This is a genomic window from Herbaspirillum sp. 1173 (assembly GCF_031455335.1).
Lineage (GTDB): Bacteria > Pseudomonadota > Gammaproteobacteria > Burkholderiales > Burkholderiaceae_D > Herbaspirillum > Herbaspirillum huttiense.
In genome coordinates this window covers 591,587-606,492 of record NZ_JAVDSP010000003.1, presented here as the reverse complement: position 1 = coordinate 606,492, position 14,906 = coordinate 591,587, and the positions used below count along the sequence as shown (strand labels likewise).

The window sequence follows — 14,906 nt, the reverse complement described above, 5'->3', positions numbered from 1 at the left end:
GACATAAAGCGAAGAAATTCTCGATTTTTGCGGAAATCTGGTTGGCATTTTGCTGATTTGCGTTTGCAGCCCTTGCATTGGCCTGCCGCGTGAGAGATGCTGGAAAGCTTTGCAAAAGACCAAGCCCGAAGCCCCGCGAGGCGGCCTCTGCGGCGGCCTCGCGGGTGTTTCATACCTTCAGGAAATCTTCCCGTCCGCCAAGCCAGCGTGCCAGATGGCGATCCACGATATCGGGCGCATGCTGCAGCAGTGCCTGTGCCGTATCGCGCGCTTTTTCCACCAGCCACTGGTCGGTGGCCAGATCGGCAAAACGCAGCATGGCCTCACCGGATTGTCTTGCGCCCAGGAACTCACCCGGCCCGCGAATATCGAGGTCGCGCCGTGCGATCTCGAAGCCGTCGGTAGTCTCGCGCATGGTCGCCAGGCGCTGTTTGGCGGTGCCGCCGAGGGGGCCTTGATACAGCAGCAGGCACACGCTGGCTGCCGAGCCCCGCCCCACGCGTCCGCGCAACTGGTGCAGCTGCGACAGGCCAAAACGCTCGGCATGTTCGATCACCATCAGTGAGGCATTGGGCACGTCCACGCCGACTTCGATGACGGTGGTCGCCACCAGCAGATGGATCGCCCCCCGGCTGAAGCCTTCCATGACGATCTGTTTTTCCACCGGCTTCATGCGGCCGTGCACCAGGCCGATCTGCAGGTCCGGCAGCGCGGCCGAGAGGGCGGCATGGGTGTCGGTCGCGGTCTGCAGTTGCAAGGCTTCGGATTCCTCGATCAGCGGGCAGACCCAGTAGATCTGCTTGCCTTCCAGCGCTGCCGCATGCACCCGTTCAATGACTTCATCGCGGCGGTTCTGGTCGATCACGCGGGTGACGATAGGTGAGCGGCCTGGTGGCAATTCATCGATCACCGAGACTTCGAGGTCGGCGTAATAGGTCATCGCCAGCGTACGCGGGATGGGGGTGGCCGACATCATCAGCTGGTGCGGCACGGCAGCCGCTTCGCGGTCGGCCGGATTGAAGCTCTTGTTGCGCAGGGCCAGGCGCTGGCCCACGCCGAAGCGGTGTTGCTCATCGACGATCACCAGGCCCAGGTTCTCGAATTGCACCGTGTCCTGGATGAGCGCGTGGGTCCCGATGACCAGGCGCGCCGCACCGGATTCGATGTGGGCCAGGGCCTCGGTCTTTTCCTTTTTTTTCTGGCTGCCGGAGAGCCAGGCCACGCCGACATTGAGCGGTTCCATCCAGGCCGCAATCTTGCGGAAGTGCTGTTCGGCCAGGATTTCGGTCGGTGCCATCAGCACTGCCTGGCAACCGCTGTCGATGGCCTGGGCGGCGGCCAGCGCGGCCACCACCGTCTTGCCGCTGCCCACATCGCCCTGCAGCAGGCGCTGCATGGGGAAGGACTGGCGCAGGTCGGCGCGAATCTCTTCGAGAACGCGCTGCTGGGCACCGGTCAGCTGGAAGGGCAGGACCTTGGTCAGTTCCTCGGTGATGCGCCCGGTGACCGGCAGTGCGCGCGAGGTCTTGGCGCGGCGCGCGGCCTGGGCGCGCTTGAGCGAGAGCTGCTGCGCCAGCAATTCATCGAACTTCATGCGGATCCAGGCGGGATGGGAACGTTCGATCAGGGCATGCTCATCCACGTCCGGCGGCGGATTGTGCAGCAGCCGCACGGACGGCTCGAAGCCGGCCAGGTTCAGGGTCTCCAGCATCGAAGGCGGCAGCGTATCGCTCCAGTCCAGGCGGCTCATGGCATTGGCGATGGCCTTGCGCAGATAGGCCTGGGAGAGGCCTTCGCCAGCCGGATAGACGGGCGTGAGGACATCGGGCAGCGGAGCGCCTTCGTTGACCACCTTGTAAGAGGGATGGACCATCTCGGCGCCGAAGAAACCATGCCGCAATTCGCCGCGCACCCGCACCCGGGTACCTTCGGCCAGTTGCTTGGTCTGGCTGCCGTAGAAATTGATGAAGCGCAGGGTCAACTGCCCGCTGTCGTCGCCGACTGTCACGATCAACTGCCGGCGCGGGCGGAACTGCACGTCGCAGGCAGTAACCACGCCTTCGACCTGCACCGTCTGCAGGCCCCGCATGGAGGCCTCGGCGATGCTCATGAGGGTGGTTTCATCCTCATAGCGCAGCGGCAGATGCAGCACCAGGTCCATGTCATTGTGCAGGCCCAGCTTGGCCAGCTTGTTTTCGGGCTTGGCGGCAGGCTTTGCGGTGGCCTTGGCAGCGGGAGCCGCTTTTTTCTTCGAGGCCGGCGGGGTGGTTTTCTTCGCGGTAGCGGGCATGCGGTCGGCGTGGTATGGACGGAGGGCCATTGTGGCTAGTCGCACGCGCATATGGGAAAAACGCGCAGACAGCGTAAAATAACGGGTTACGCTATTTTACTGTGAATATTTACAGTATCAATCCCGCCGGCAACACTTCTTGCCCGGGAAGTGCCCCGGCACCGGGCCATTTGGCCATGTTGGCTGCCGTGCGCATCGCCTCCACCCATATTTTGCAAGCATGTACTCTCTTTCCGACTTCGATTTCGAGCTCCCCCCCGAGCTCATCGCCCAGACCCCGCTGGCCGAGCGCAGCGCTTCGCGCCTGCTGCAGGTGCAGGGTGCGCAACTGACCGATCGCCGCTTCTCCGACATCGTCGAGCTGCTGCAGCCCGGCGACCTGCTGGTCTTCAACGATACCCGCGTCATCAAGGCGCGCTTGTTCGGTGTGAAGGAAACCGGCGGCAAGATCGAGGCCCTGGTCGAGCGCATCCTCGATCCGCGCACCGTCCACGCCCAGGTACGCGCCTCCAAGTCGCCGCCACCAGGTACCCGCATCCGCCTGGCCGATGCCTTCGATGTCACCGTAGGTGAACGTTTCGGCGAATTCTTCACCCTGCATTTCCCCGCCGATGCCTTCGAGTTGCTGGAGCAATACGGCAGCCTGCCGCTGCCGCCCTACATCGACCACGAGGCCGATGCCTATGACGAGACGCGCTACCAGACCGTCTACGCCAAGGAACCCGGTGCCGTCGCTGCACCGACCGCCGGCCTGCACTTCGATGAAGCCCTGCTGCAGCAACTGGCCGCCCGTGGCGTCAAGCAGGCCTTCGTGACCCTGCACGTGGGTGCCGGCACCTTCCAGCCGGTGCGGGTGGAAGACCTGTCGCAGCACAAGATGCACAGCGAGTGGTACACCATCTCGCCCGAGACGGTAGAGGCCGTGCGTGCCACCAAAGCCGCAGGGGGCCGTGTCATCGCGGTGGGGACCACCAGCATGCGCGCCCTGGAGTCCGGCTCGCAGAGCGGCCAGCTCCAGGCCGGCAGCGATGACACCCAGCTCTTCATCACGCCCGGCTACACCTTCAAGACCGTCGACCAGCTGGTGACCAACTTCCACCTGCCCAAGTCGACCCTGCTGATGCTGGTGTCAGCCTTCGCCGGCTATGAACACATCCGCGCAGCCTATGCGCACGCCATTGCGCAGCAATACCGTTTCTTCAGCTATGGCGATGCCATGCTGCTGACCCGTACCTGAGAAACCCGGAAAGAAAACAGAGAGCACCATGCTGGAATTTACCCTGCTGAAAACCGACGGAAAGGCCCGCCGCGGCCGCGTCAAACTGAACCACGGCACCGTCGAGACGCCCATTTTCATGCCGGTGGGCACCTATGGTTCGGTCAAGGCCATGTCGCCGCTGGAACTGAAGGAAATCAACGCCCAGATCATCCTCGGCAATACCTTTCACCTGTGGCTGCGCCCGGGACTGGAGGTGGTCAGCAAGTTTGGTGGGCTGCACAAGTTCATCGGCTGGGACAAGCCCATCCTGACCGACTCCGGCGGCTTCCAGGTGTTTTCGCTGGGCGAGATGCGCAAGATCACGGAAGAGGGCGTGCACTTTGCTTCACCCATCAACGGTGACCGCCTGTTCCTCTCGCCGGAGATCTCGATGCAGATCCAGCGCGTGCTCAATTCGGACATCGTCATGCAGTTCGATGAATGCACGCCTTACGAGATCGATGGCCGTCCCGCCACTCGCGAAGAAGCCGGCAAATCCATGCGCATGTCGCTGCGCTGGGCCAAGCGTTCCAAGGATGAATTCGATCGCGGCGAAAATCCGAACGCGCTCTTCGGCATCGTCCAGGGCGGCATGTTCGAAGGCCTGCGCGATGAATCGCTGGCTGGCCTGGAAGAACTGGGCTTCGATGGTTTCGCCATCGGCGGCCTGTCGGTGGGCGAGCCCAAGGAAGACATGATGCGCGTGCTGGAACATGTCGGCCCGCGCCTGCCGGCCGACAAGCCGCACTACCTGATGGGCGTGGGTACGCCGGAAGACCTGGTGGAAGGCGTCTCCAACGGCGTGGACATGTTCGACTGCGTCATGCCGACCCGCAATGCGCGCAATGGCTGGATCTTCACGCGCTATGGCGACGTCAAGATCAAGAACGCCAAGTACAAGAACGACGACCGCCCCTTCGACGAGAGCTGCGACTGCTACGCCTGCAAGAACTTCTCGCGCGCCTACCTGCACCACCTGCATCGCGCCGGTGAAATCCTGGGGGCCCGCATGAACACCGTGCACAATCTGCACTACTACCTGCAACTGATGCAGGAGATGCGCGACGCCATCGACGCCGGCACCTTCCAGGACTTCGTCAGGAAATTCAAGGAAGACCGCGCACGCGGCGTGGATTGATCCATTGATGCGTTAGTGCGCTGATGTGTTGGTGCCCGCCATTGCGCATCAACCCATCATTGCGGATGCACGCCTCCAGTCTTCGCCGCCAGCCGCAGCAGTGCCTCCCACAATTGCGCCGGGGCCACCGGTTTGTGCAGCATGGGAATGCCGCTCTCGCTGGCTTCGCGCAGCCGGGCCGGTGCCGTATCCCCGGTGATGAGCAGCGCACCGACATGCTCCCGGCTGGCAGCGCGGACTGCCGCAATGGCTTCGGTGCCATTGCGATGCGCACGCAGGCGGTAGTCGCTGATGACCACGTCGAATTCCTGTGAGTGGGCCAGCGCTTCGGCCTCTTCCAGGCCTTCGACGTCGATGCAATGGCAGCCCCATTGGCCCAGCAGCTGCGCCATGCTGTCGCGCACACGCTGGTCGTCATCGATCAGCAGAATGCGCAGGCCGTGCAGGTCCCGCTGTGCCGTGAGCGCGGGTACCGGCTTGCCCGGATGCGCCGGCAGCGGCATGAGCGCCGCCGGCAGTTGCAGCCGGAAGACACTCCCTCGTCCCGGACGTGACTGGACCGTCAGCTGCAAGCCCTGCATCTTCGCCAATCCCTCGGCAATCGCCAGACCCAGACCCATCCCCTTGTTGTGATCGCGTTCCGGATTGCCCAGCTGGTGGAATTCGCGAAAGATTTCCTGCTGCTGCTCCGGCGCGATGCCGATGCCGGTATCCCATACCTCCAGCCACACCTGTGGACCCCGCTGACGGCAGGCCACCAGCACGCCACCACGTTCGGTATAGCGGATCGCATTGGACACCAGATTGCGCAGGATCAGTTCGGTCAGCCCCGCATCGGCGCTGGCCACTGCCTGGCTCTCGCGGGTGCGAAACACCAGACCCTTGGCCTCGGCCTGCGCGGCCATCTCGCGGCTGATGCGATGGATCAGCGCCTGCGGGCGGAAAGGGGCTAGCTGCGGTGTCACCACGCCCGCTTCGATGCGTGAGTAATCCAGCAGGGTATGCAGCATGTCGGCGCAATTGTCGGCGGCATTGCGCAGGCGTCCGACCACCTCGCGCTGCATGGGATCGAGCGGGGTATTGGACAGCACTTCCAGGAACAGCCCCTGGGCATGGATGGGTTGCCGCAGGTCGTGGCTGGCCCCGGCCAGGAAACGCGACTTGGCGGCATTGGCCTGTTCGGCTTGCTGCAGGGCTTGCTGGGTTTTTTCGGATTCGCGCTGCAGGCGCTCGATGAGCGCGTTGTTCTCGAAGCGCAGCATGATGGCTGCGTGCGCCGCACGCGCACTGTTGCGCGCCTGGACCATGAGCGAGGCGACGTAGAGCAGGGCGGCCACGGCCAGCACCTGGAGTGCATCTTCATGCGTATGCCAGGCGCTGGCCGCCAGCATGCCCAGCTCCACCAGGCAGAAGGAGACGAAGGCCGGCAGCACCGGCGACAGGATCGACATGGAATTGCCGGCCACCCCCGCCAGCACCCCGATGAGCAGGATGCTTCCACCCGGGCTGGCGGTATCCAGCGCCAGCGGTGCCAACAGGCCCCAGGCGGCACCATCGATGCCATGCAACACGACCAGGCGGCGCTTGATCTGGTCGATGTTGGCGGGCGTGATTTCCATGCGCAGCATGCGCCGCGCATCGGCGTAGTCGAACAGTTTGGAGGCGATCACCCCGGCAGCCCACCCCAGCAGTGGCCACAGACCGGCGCTCTCGCGCAGTGCATAGGCCACCAGCAGCGCCACCAGAATGCCCGGCAGCACCGAGCTGCCCAGATTGCCGCACAACAGCCGCACCTGCTCCACGCGGACGCGGTGCAGCGTGTCGTCGCCCGCCGCGTGCACAGGTGCGCTCCCCAGCGCGCCGTCGCTCTTCATGCGTTAGCTCACCAGGCCGCGCCGGCGGGCGGCAAAGGCGGCTTCGGCGCGGTTGTCCACGTCCAGGGCCAGCAGGATGGCCTGGACATGGCCGCGGATGGTGTTTTCCGAGAGATTGAGCCGGCGGCCGATGGCCTTGTTGGTCAGGCCTTGGCTGAGCAGGCCCAGTACCTCGTACTGGCGTGGCGTGAACTGGGGTTTGCCGGTGGCATCGGCGGCGACATCGGCCACAGGGAGGACATGCCGTCCGCCAGCCACCTCCAGCAAGACCCGCAGGATGTGGTCAGCGGTGGCTGCCTTGGAGACGAAGGCGGCCGCGCCGCGCCGGGTGGCTTCACGCACGGTTTCGTCGGTATCGTCGGCGGAAAGAATGATGACCGGCACCTGCGGCCACTTGCGCGCCAGCACGGACATGCCGTCGATGCCATTGAGCCCGCCCAGCTGGATGTCCAGCAGCACCATGCCGGGCGGCTGGCCGTCCTCAAGGCGCATGGCGTCCTCCAGCGAGGCGGCCTCGCCGATGTTGGCGTGCGGCAAGGCGGCCTGCAGCACCAGCCGCAGGCCGCAACGAAAGAGCGCATGATCGTCAATGATCAGGAGACGTGAAGTCGGCATGTTTGGAAACCCTCCCGCAGCCATGCTCCCCACGGGAAGCAGCCTTCGGAAACTGTTTTTGTTGTGCCGCGATTCTACGCTGTTGTGGTGGATTGGCGCACGCCGAGATGTCACGGCATGCGCTGGCTCAAGTGCTCTCTTCGAGGCAGAGCGTGAAACGGCTGCCGGTCCCGACCCGGCTTTGTACCGTAATCGTGCCGCCCATGTGGTTGGCCAGCTTCTGGCTCAGGTAGAGGCCCTGGCCCATGCCCTCGTGCTTGCGCGAGGCGGTGGCGTCGAGCTGGGTGAAGGCGCGAAACAGCTTCTGCTGGTCCTGTTCGCTGATGCCGCAGCCGCTGTCGCTGACCTCGATCCAGCTGGTCAGGGTCTTGTCGTGGTGTTGCTGGCGCAGCTTCACCAGCACCTGGCCGCGATCGGTGAACTTGATCGCGTTGCCGACCAGGTGCATCAGGATCTGCGCCAGGGCGCGCCGGTTGGCATGGATGCGCACTTCGCCCGCATAGGGTGCCAGCTCCAGCTGCAAGCCTTTCTTCATTGCGGCCGGGCGCAGTACGGCCACGGCTTCCTCGATCAGTTCCGAGCAGAGCAGGGCCTCGGGGATCAGGTCTTCCGCCTCGGCCTCCATGCGCGAGACATCCAGCAGGCTGGTGATCAGTCCCAGCAGATGCTGGGCGCTTTCATGCACGGTCTGCAGCTGTTGTTCCTGCTCGGCCGTGAGCGGTCCGCCCATGCGTGTGAGCAGGATTTCGGTAAAGCCCAGGATGGCGTTCAGGGGCGTGCGCAGCTCGTGCGAGGTATTGGCCAGGAAGCGGTTGCGCGACTCCACGGCCTCCTGCAAGGCGCGGTTCTTTTCGGCCAGATCTTCTTCGATGCGCTTGCGGTCACTGATGTCGCGCACGGCGATCATGAGGAAGGTCTCGCCCTCGATGGCCAGCGGGCTCAGGCTGACGTCAACCGGGAATTCGCTGCCATTGCGCTTGAGCCCGCACAGGTCGGGCGTGGTATTGCTGGCCGGAGCGGCGCGGCCGGACAGGTACTCCGCCAGGTTTTGCGCATGCATGGCCAGGAAGCGCTGCGGGATCAGGACATCGATGGCACGGCCGGTCAGTTCGCCAACCTCCCAGCCGAACAGCTCGCCGGCGCGGCGATTGGCCAGCACCACGCGGTCCAGCGCGTTGACCACGATGATGCCGTCGGGCAGCGAATCATAAAGCCCGTGGACACTGGCCGCGATCAGGCTGATGTCACGCTGCACCGTGGCCTGGCTGATGTCCCGCTTGCAGGACAGCACGTATTGCGGTTGCCCTTGCTCATCGCGCAACAGCTTGTTGGAGACTGACAGGTGCAAGAGCGAGCCGTCCTTGCGGCGGCGGATGGACTGGCATTCGGCCCGGCCCAGCGCCAGCGTATCGGCGAACACCCGCTCTTCCTCTGCGCGCCGCTCGGGCGGCACGATGAAGTCCGACAGATGCTGGCCCAGCACTTCCTGGCCGCTGTAGCCGAAGATCTGTTCGGCGCAGCGGTTCCAGTAGACCACGCCGCCTTGCATGTCCATGAGGACATAGGCGTCGGGTGCTTCGCTGAGCAGCAGTTGTTCAAGTGCCTGCATCGTCTCCGCCGACGGCCTCTTGCAGGCGCAGCAGTTTGTCGTGGACCTGCCCCGGGAGACCCTGCCACAGCGTCTTGGCGGTCAGGTGCATGGTCTGGGTCCAATCCTGCCAGTCCTCCCCTGCGGCCTGATACAGCGCCGGGAAATCATTCGGTGCCAGTTGCAGTTGCGGCAGCGCCCGCGCGATCTTGGGCAGGGCGGCCTCGGCGACCTGCGGTGTGCCGCAGCCCAGTTCGGCCATGGCGGCCGAGAGATACAGGGTCCAGATGATTTCCAGCGGGCGCGGAGCCGGCAGCTCCTCCGGCAGGGCCGGGGCTTCGTAGTGCAGCACGGCATCGCAGAACAGTTCCGGGATCTTCCAGTCCTGCATCAGTGCCGCCGCGATGTTGAGGTGATTGAAGCCAAACAGCGATTGTTCCATCGCTAGTTGCCCCGACGGTTCCAGCGGGCGCGTCAGCAGCGACGAATAGCCGGCCGGATGGGCCGAGGCCAGGGTCAGCTTGCCGATGTTGGCCAGCAGGCCGGTGGTGAACATTTCTCCCAGCGGTGCCACGCGGGTGTGGCCACTGATGGCCTGGGCACTGCAGGCCATGGCGAAGCTGTGGGCCCAGAAGGCCGGCAGCTTGAAGTTGGCGCAGGAGGCCGGGGCCGTCGTTTCCGCCAGCGACAGCGCCAGGGCCAACTGGCGCACGGCCTGCAGGCCGACCAGCAGCATGCTGTCCATGCTGACCGAGGCGATCGGGCGCACGCGGTCGGCATTGAGTACGTTGACGATGCGGATGATGCGCCCGGACAGGGCCGGATCGGCCTGCACCAGGTGGATCAGTTCATGCATGTCGGGATCATCCTGCGCACACAGGCGCATGATGGTCAGGCGCACCCCGCCGGGCGAGGGCAGGGCTTGGGCGCTCCTGAGCTTCTCGAACAGCGTGGGTTCAATGAAGGTGAGCATCATTTGCCGTCCTGGTTGCGGTTGTAGATATCGACCACTTCCTCCCAGCCGGCAAAGAAGGCTTCCACGCAGCGCGGATCGAAGTGGCTGCCCGCATTGTCGCGCAGATAACGCGCTGCGTCTTCCAGGCTCCAGCCTTTTTTGTAAGGACGTGAGGAGGTCAGCGCGTCGAACACGTCGGCCACGGCCACGATGCGGCCATACAACGGGATGTCATCGCCCTTGAGCGCATTGGGGTAGCCGCTGCCATCCCATTTTTCATGATGGGTCTCGGCGATCCGGGAGGCGGTCTGCAGCAGGGAGGACGGACTGCCGCGCAAGATGTCGGCACCGATCTGCGCGTGCAGGCGCATGACCTTCAGTTCTTCCTCGTCCAGCCGTCCGGGTTTGAGCAGGATATGGTCGGGGATGCCCATCTTGCCGATGTCGTGCATGGGGGAGGCCGCCAGCAGCAGGTCCTGCTCCTCCTTGGGCAAGCCGAGATGGGCGGCGATGATGCGGGTGTAATTGGACATGCGCACCAGGTGTTCGCCCGTTTCCGGATCGCGATAGCCGGCCGCGCGCGAGAGCAGGTCCACCGAATTGAGCGCCAGGCTGGTGCTCTGCTGCGCCTTCTGTTCCACCTCTTCAGACAAGTCTTCGATCTTCCGGCTCATGGCCAGCTGCGACTTGCGCATGGCCAGCATGTTCTTCACCCGCGCCAGCAGTTCCACCCGGTTCACCGGCTTCGACAGGAAATCATTGGCCGACATCTGCAGCGCCTTGTGCCGCACCTGCAGGCCCATGTCGGCGGTGATCATGATGACCGGCGTCATTTCCTGGCCCGGCATGGCGCGAAAACGCGAGAGGAAATCGAGGCCATCCATGCCCGGCATCATGTAGTCCAGCAGGATCAGGTCCGGATCGTGGCTGCCGCACCAGTCCAGCGCTTCGTACGCATCGGGGCAGGTGCTGATGCTGGTATCGGGCAACTGCGCCAGCATGTGCGTGAATAGCGACAGATTGGTCTTGTCGTCGTCAACGATCAGAATCTTCATGTGTTCCCCCGGCCCTCTCTTTTAGGTGTTGTTGCAAGGCGGCGAAGGCGCTTGCGCACTCCTCGGCGAGCTTGCGCACGTGTGCCAGTTCGCCCTGGCGTGCCGCCAATTCCATGTTGCGTCCCGCCTGTCCCAGCGCCTGGATGCCCAGGTTCAGGCAGCTGCCCGCCAGCCGGTGGCCCAGCGCCTGGATCTCGCCCAGCAGCGGATCGCTGGCCTGGCAATGCCGCGCCAGATCGTCCATGACCGGCGTAGTGTGTTCGACGAACATGTCCAGCATCTGGCCAGCCAGCACGGTGTCCTCGCCGAACAGTTCCTGCAGTCGGCTCTCGTCGAGCATGAGCGGCGCAGCACCGGTGTCGGCGGCCGCTTCCTGCGCCGCCGGCAGGTAATGCTCCAGCATCGCCGCCAGTTGCGAACGCAGCAAAGGCTTGGTCAGGTAATCGTCCATACCGGCCTCCAGGCACTGTTCCCGATCCCCGGCCATGGCATTGGCGGTCATCGCGACAATGGGGGTGTGGGCCAGCTCGCCCTGCAGACGCCGAATGCGGCGCGTGGTTTCGTAGCCATCCAGCACCGGCATCTGGCAATCCATCAGGATCAGCGCGTAAGCGCGCCGTGCCAGCTTCTCCAGCGCCTCCGCACCGTTGGAGGCGATATCGACCGCGTAGCCCATGGCATTGAGCTGGTACACCGCCACCTTCTGGTTCATCACGTTGTCTTCCACCAGCAGGAGTTCGCGCTGTTCCTGCTGCCCCTGCTGCCCCTGTTGCCCCGGATGGGACGCCCGGGCCGGGCGCGCTGCCGTCAATTCCCCGTCGGCCGCGTCCTTGCCTCCCGCCTGCGGATCGACCGCACGCAGCAGCTGTTGCTTGCGCAGCGGCAACTGCAGGGCTGGCGACGTTGATTTTCCGTCTATATTAAGGCCGTGTACGCCATGGTCAAGCAGCACGCACGTAACTGTCGGCCTTTCCGCGTGCAGGCGTGCCAGCACTGCGGCCGGCGGCACATCCCGGATCTCGCTGCTGACGATGAGGGTATCGATGCCGGTGGCCGTGGCCGCCGGGCCGGTCAGCGCCGCCAGGGCGTCGCTGGCACTGCTGTAGCGCACCGTTTCCAGCCCGGCCCCGCGCAGGTATTCGTGCAGCATGGCGGCACTGGCATCGTGCGTTTCGAGCAGGGCCACCTGTCGTTTTTTGGCTGCATGCGGACGGGTGGCGAACTGCGCGGGTTGCGCCACGGGAATGCCCAGTTCGAACCAGAAGCAGGAACCGTTACCGGGCGTGCTCTCCACGCCGATCTTGCCGCCCATCAGTTCCACCAGGCGCTTGCAGATCGACAGGCCCAGGCCGGTGCCGCCGTATTGGCGGGTGACCGAGTTGTCGGCCTGCGAGAAGGGCGAGAACAGGCGGCGCAGCGTATCGTCATCCATGCCGATGCCGCTGTCGCGCACCTCGAAACGCACCCGGCAGTGATCGCCCGACACGTGCAAGGCCTGCACCCGCAGCAGCACTTCGCCCACATGGGTGAACTTGAGCGCGTTGCCCAGCAGGTTCAGGAGGACCTGGCGGATGCGTCCGGGGTCGCCCAGCAGCCGCACCGGCAGGCGCGGATCGACGTGCGCCAGCAAGCGCACGCGCTTTTCGTGCGCCTTGAAGGACAGCGCTTCGGCGCTGGCTTCCACCACTTCCAGCAGGTCGAACTCGACCACGGCGATGTCCATCTTGCCGACGTCGATCTTGGAGAAGTCCAGCACGTCATTGACGATGCCCAGCAGGGCATTGGCCGAATCCTCGATGGCCTTGGCGAATTCGGCTTGCTGCGTATCCAGGCGCGTGGTGCGCAACAGTCCGGCCATGCCCAGTACCGCATTCATGGGTGTGCGGATTTCGTGGCTCATGGTGGAGAGGAAGGCCCCGCGCGTGAGCATGGCCTGGTCGGCCGCTTCCTTGGCCAGGACCAGGTTGCGCGCGGCACGCTGATGGTCGCGCAGCAGGCGCAGCAGGATCAGGGCCCGTACCAGCCACAGCGCCAGCAGTCCCACGATCAGCCAGGGCGGCAGGTCGGCATGCCACAGCGCGGCCACCGTCAGCACGGCAAAGCCGGCCTCGGCCAGCGCCAGCGGCAAACGCCCGTCGCGCGGGCGCGCCGGGGCGTGCTGCGCATTGTTGTGGGTGCTGCCTGGCATCACGAGCTTGTCTCCATGTTTCCCGACTCCGGTTCGATTCCGCCCGCAAGTGCGAAGAGGCAGTGCGGGTTTGAATGGAATCAATTATAACGAATCGGTTCGCAAATTGCCGAAATTGTTTTATTTGTTCCGCTGGGGAAGCCCGTCTGTGGTCAAAATGCGGCACAATGATGAGCTTGTCATTGCGATAATAATTGGCCTCTGTCACGCTGCTGCTGGTACTGCGCGGCTTCCGCTGCAAGTTCGAAATAAGCAATATTGTTATTTTGTTCTGTCAAATTAATTTTATTGATTTATTCGATTAATTTATTTAAGATGACAGCACAACCAAACAATGCAGTGGCCCAACCCGACAAGGAGCCCGCACCATGGCACATCCCCCCTCGATGGCACGCGCCCGACTGGCCCGTCCTGACCTGCTGCGCTGGCATGCCGCGCTGCTTCTGCTCACGCTTGGCTGCTGGGCCTGGCCGCATTTGCAGGCGGCCACCACGGCCAAGCTCTCCATCTCGGTGCTGGTGACTACGCGCTGCAACGTGGTGGTCAATATCATCAATGGCATGGCGGCCGTGACCAATACCTGTGGTGCCGCGCCGGTGGGCAGCCCGGATGGGCGTGCCTTTCTGCTGGTGAACCAGCAGGAGCGTTCGGTGGTGGTGGTTTACTGAGTCCGCTGCAACTGCTCGCCAGTCAGATCCCGGCCAGCGCCGGCAGGGCCGCGGCCAGCACCGCCAGCAGCACGACCGCCCAGGAGGGCAGTTTCAGCCACACCAGAGCAGCAAAGGCCGCCAGCGCAATGAGCAGGTCACGCCCGCCGAAGATGGCGCTGGTCCACACCGGCTGGTAGAGCGCTGCCAGCAGCAATCCCACCACCGCGGCATTGACGCCCGCCAGCACCGCCTGCATCGCGGCCTGACGGCGCACCGCATCCCAGAACGGCAGCAGCCCGGTCACCAGCAGGAAGGACGGCGCAAAGATGGCCAGCAGGCACAGTACGCCACCGGCCACCCCATTGGGCCAGGAAGACATCACCACGCCCAGATAGGCCGCCAGTGTGAAGAGCGGGCCGGGGATCGCCTGGGCTGCGCCATAACCGGCCAGGAAAACATCCTTGTCGACCCACCCCGTGGGCACCAGCTCGGCCTGCAACAGCGGCAGCACCACATGGCCGCCCCCGAAGACCAGGGAACCGACGCGATAGAAGATGTTGATCTGCTGCAGCCAGGCCGCCGGATGGAGCGCGGCCAGCAGCGGAATGCCCGCCAGCAGGACGAAGAACAGCAGCAGGCAGGCACGCCCCGTGCGGCGGCTGACCACCAGTGGCAGATGTTCCTGCAGGACAACTTGCGGGCCGTGCAGCAGCAGCCGTCCGGCCAGACCGGCGGCCACGATCACGCCCAGCTGTACCAGGCTGCCCTGCAGCTGCCACGCCGCCAGCGCAGCCAGCGCCATGATGGCCAGGCGTACCGGACCGCGGCACAGCGTCTGCGCCATCCCCCATACCGCCTGCGCCACGATGGCCACGGCCACGATCTTCAAGCCGTGCACCACCTCCCCGGAGAGCCAGTGCGCATCCTCCAGCACCGACAAGGCCACCACCATCAGCAGCAGCGCCGAGGGCAGCGTAAAGCCCAGCCAGGCCGCCAGCGCACCGCGATAGCCGCCCCGGATCAGGCCGATGGCCAGCCCGACCTGGCTGCTGGAGGGGCCGGGCAGGAACTGGCACATGGCCACCAGGTCGGCGTAGGTCTGCTCGGACAGCCAGCGCCGCCGGGCCACGAATTCATGGCGGAAATAGCCGAGATGGGCGGCCGGCCCGCCAAAGGAGGTCAGCCCCAGCCGCAGGAAGACCAGAAAGATCCCCCACGCCGGTTGGCGCGGGGCGGCGGGCAATGCAGTGGGGGCGGCGGGTTCGGGAGCGGGGGAGGCTGGCATGCGGTGTCGG

At 64.8% G+C, this 14,906-nt stretch carries 11 protein-coding genes; 3 read left to right on the top strand and 8 right to left on the bottom strand.

Features of this window, described 5'->3' with window-relative positions; genetic code table 11:
- Positions 1 to 169 precede the first annotated feature (169 nt).
- Positions 170 to 2,290 (bottom strand): ATP-dependent DNA helicase RecG, encoded by a 2,121-nt coding sequence (gene recG / locus J2X56_RS14480; protein WP_209568747.1) that lies wholly within the window; start codon positions 2,288 to 2,290, stop codon positions 170 to 172.
- Positions 2,291 to 2,510: 220 nt separating this feature from the next.
- Between recG and queA the strand changes: the two genes are divergently transcribed.
- On the top strand, positions 2,511 to 3,527 hold the full coding sequence (queA, locus tag J2X56_RS14475) for a tRNA preQ1(34) S-adenosylmethionine ribosyltransferase-isomerase QueA (RefSeq protein WP_039788976.1): 1,017 nt from the start codon (positions 2,511 to 2,513) through the stop codon (positions 3,525 to 3,527).
- Between the two features lie 28 nt (positions 3,528 to 3,555).
- The gene (tgt, locus tag J2X56_RS14470; RefSeq protein WP_121037880.1) at positions 3,556 to 4,686 is read left to right on the top strand and encodes a tRNA guanosine(34) transglycosylase Tgt; all 1,131 of its coding nucleotides are present in this window, start codon (positions 3,556 to 3,558) and stop codon (positions 4,684 to 4,686) included.
- Between the two features lie 56 nt (positions 4,687 to 4,742).
- Here tgt and J2X56_RS14465 read toward each other — a convergent pair whose 3' ends face one another.
- The 6 genes from J2X56_RS14465 to J2X56_RS14440 all read right to left on the bottom strand — a co-directional run bounded on the left by J2X56_RS14465 (position 4,743) and on the right by J2X56_RS14440 (position 12,961).
- Positions 4,743 to 6,560 (bottom strand): hybrid sensor histidine kinase/response regulator, encoded by a 1,818-nt coding sequence (locus tag J2X56_RS14465; protein WP_121037883.1) that lies wholly within the window; start codon positions 6,558 to 6,560, stop codon positions 4,743 to 4,745.
- Positions 6,561 to 6,563: 3 nt separating this feature from the next.
- Positions 6,564 to 7,175 carry a response regulator transcription factor gene (locus tag J2X56_RS14460; protein ID WP_121037886.1) on the bottom strand — a complete coding sequence of 204 codons (612 nt, stop codon included), beginning with the start codon at positions 7,173 to 7,175 and terminating at the stop codon, positions 6,564 to 6,566.
- A gap of 127 nt (positions 7,176 to 7,302) precedes the next feature.
- Positions 7,303 to 8,784, bottom strand: coding sequence for a PAS domain S-box protein (locus J2X56_RS14455; protein WP_121037889.1), 1,482 nt, complete (start codon positions 8,782 to 8,784; stop codon positions 7,303 to 7,305).
- Positions 8,771 to 9,739, bottom strand: coding sequence for an HDOD domain-containing protein (locus J2X56_RS14450; RefSeq protein ID WP_121037892.1), 969 nt, complete (start codon positions 9,737 to 9,739; stop codon positions 8,771 to 8,773). The genes J2X56_RS14455 and J2X56_RS14450 overlap by 14 nt, the downstream gene beginning before the upstream one ends.
- Entirely contained in the window at positions 9,736 to 10,773 is a 1,038-nt protein-coding gene (locus J2X56_RS14445) for an HD domain-containing phosphohydrolase (RefSeq protein WP_310160656.1), read from the bottom strand. The genes J2X56_RS14450 and J2X56_RS14445 overlap by 4 nt, the downstream gene beginning before the upstream one ends.
- Positions 10,754 to 12,961, bottom strand: a complete 2,208-nt coding sequence (locus tag J2X56_RS14440) for an ATP-binding protein (RefSeq protein ID WP_310160669.1) — start codon at positions 12,959 to 12,961, stop codon at positions 10,754 to 10,756. Before J2X56_RS14440 ends, J2X56_RS14445 begins: the two co-directional genes overlap by 20 nt.
- Positions 12,962 to 13,329: 368 nt before the next feature.
- Here J2X56_RS14440 and J2X56_RS14435 point away from each other — a divergent pair, with 368 nt between their 5' ends.
- Positions 13,330 to 13,629 carry a hypothetical protein gene (locus J2X56_RS14435; protein WP_121037898.1) on the top strand — a complete coding sequence of 100 codons (300 nt, stop codon included), beginning with the start codon at positions 13,330 to 13,332 and terminating at the stop codon, positions 13,627 to 13,629.
- A gap of 22 nt (positions 13,630 to 13,651) precedes the next feature.
- Here J2X56_RS14435 and chrA read toward each other — a convergent pair whose 3' ends face one another.
- The gene (gene chrA / locus J2X56_RS14430; protein ID WP_310160655.1) at positions 13,652 to 14,896 is read right to left on the bottom strand and encodes a chromate efflux transporter; all 1,245 of its coding nucleotides are present in this window, start codon (positions 14,894 to 14,896) and stop codon (positions 13,652 to 13,654) included.
- Between the last annotated feature and the right edge of the window lie 10 nt (positions 14,897 to 14,906).

Excerpts from the sequence above, each read along its gene's own strand:
- recG (WP_209568747.1), bottom strand. The coding sequence starts at position 2,290 with ATGCCCGCTACCGCGAAGAAAACCACCCCGCCGGCCTCGAAGAAAAAA.
- queA (WP_039788976.1), top strand. The coding sequence starts at position 2,511 with ATGTACTCTCTTTCCGACTTCGATTTCGAGCTCCCCCCCGAGCTCATC.
- tgt (WP_121037880.1), top strand. The coding sequence starts at position 3,556 with ATGCTGGAATTTACCCTGCTGAAAACCGACGGAAAGGCCCGCCGCGGC.
- J2X56_RS14465 (WP_121037883.1), bottom strand. The coding sequence starts at position 6,560 with ATGAAGAGCGACGGCGCGCTGGGGAGCGCACCTGTGCACGCGGCGGGC.
- J2X56_RS14460 (WP_121037886.1), bottom strand. The coding sequence starts at position 7,175 with ATGCCGACTTCACGTCTCCTGATCATTGACGATCATGCGCTCTTTCGT.
- J2X56_RS14455 (WP_121037889.1), bottom strand. The coding sequence starts at position 8,784 with ATGCAGGCACTTGAACAACTGCTGCTCAGCGAAGCACCCGACGCCTAT.
- J2X56_RS14450 (WP_121037892.1), bottom strand. The coding sequence starts at position 9,739 with ATGATGCTCACCTTCATTGAACCCACGCTGTTCGAGAAGCTCAGGAGC.
- J2X56_RS14445 (WP_310160656.1), bottom strand. The coding sequence starts at position 10,773 with ATGAAGATTCTGATCGTTGACGACGACAAGACCAATCTGTCGCTATTC.
- J2X56_RS14440 (WP_310160669.1), bottom strand. The coding sequence starts at position 12,961 with ATGCCAGGCAGCACCCACAACAATGCGCAGCACGCCCCGGCGCGCCCG.
- J2X56_RS14435 (WP_121037898.1), top strand. The coding sequence starts at position 13,330 with ATGGCACATCCCCCCTCGATGGCACGCGCCCGACTGGCCCGTCCTGAC.
- chrA (WP_310160655.1), bottom strand. The coding sequence starts at position 14,896 with ATGCCAGCCTCCCCCGCTCCCGAACCCGCCGCCCCCACTGCATTGCCC.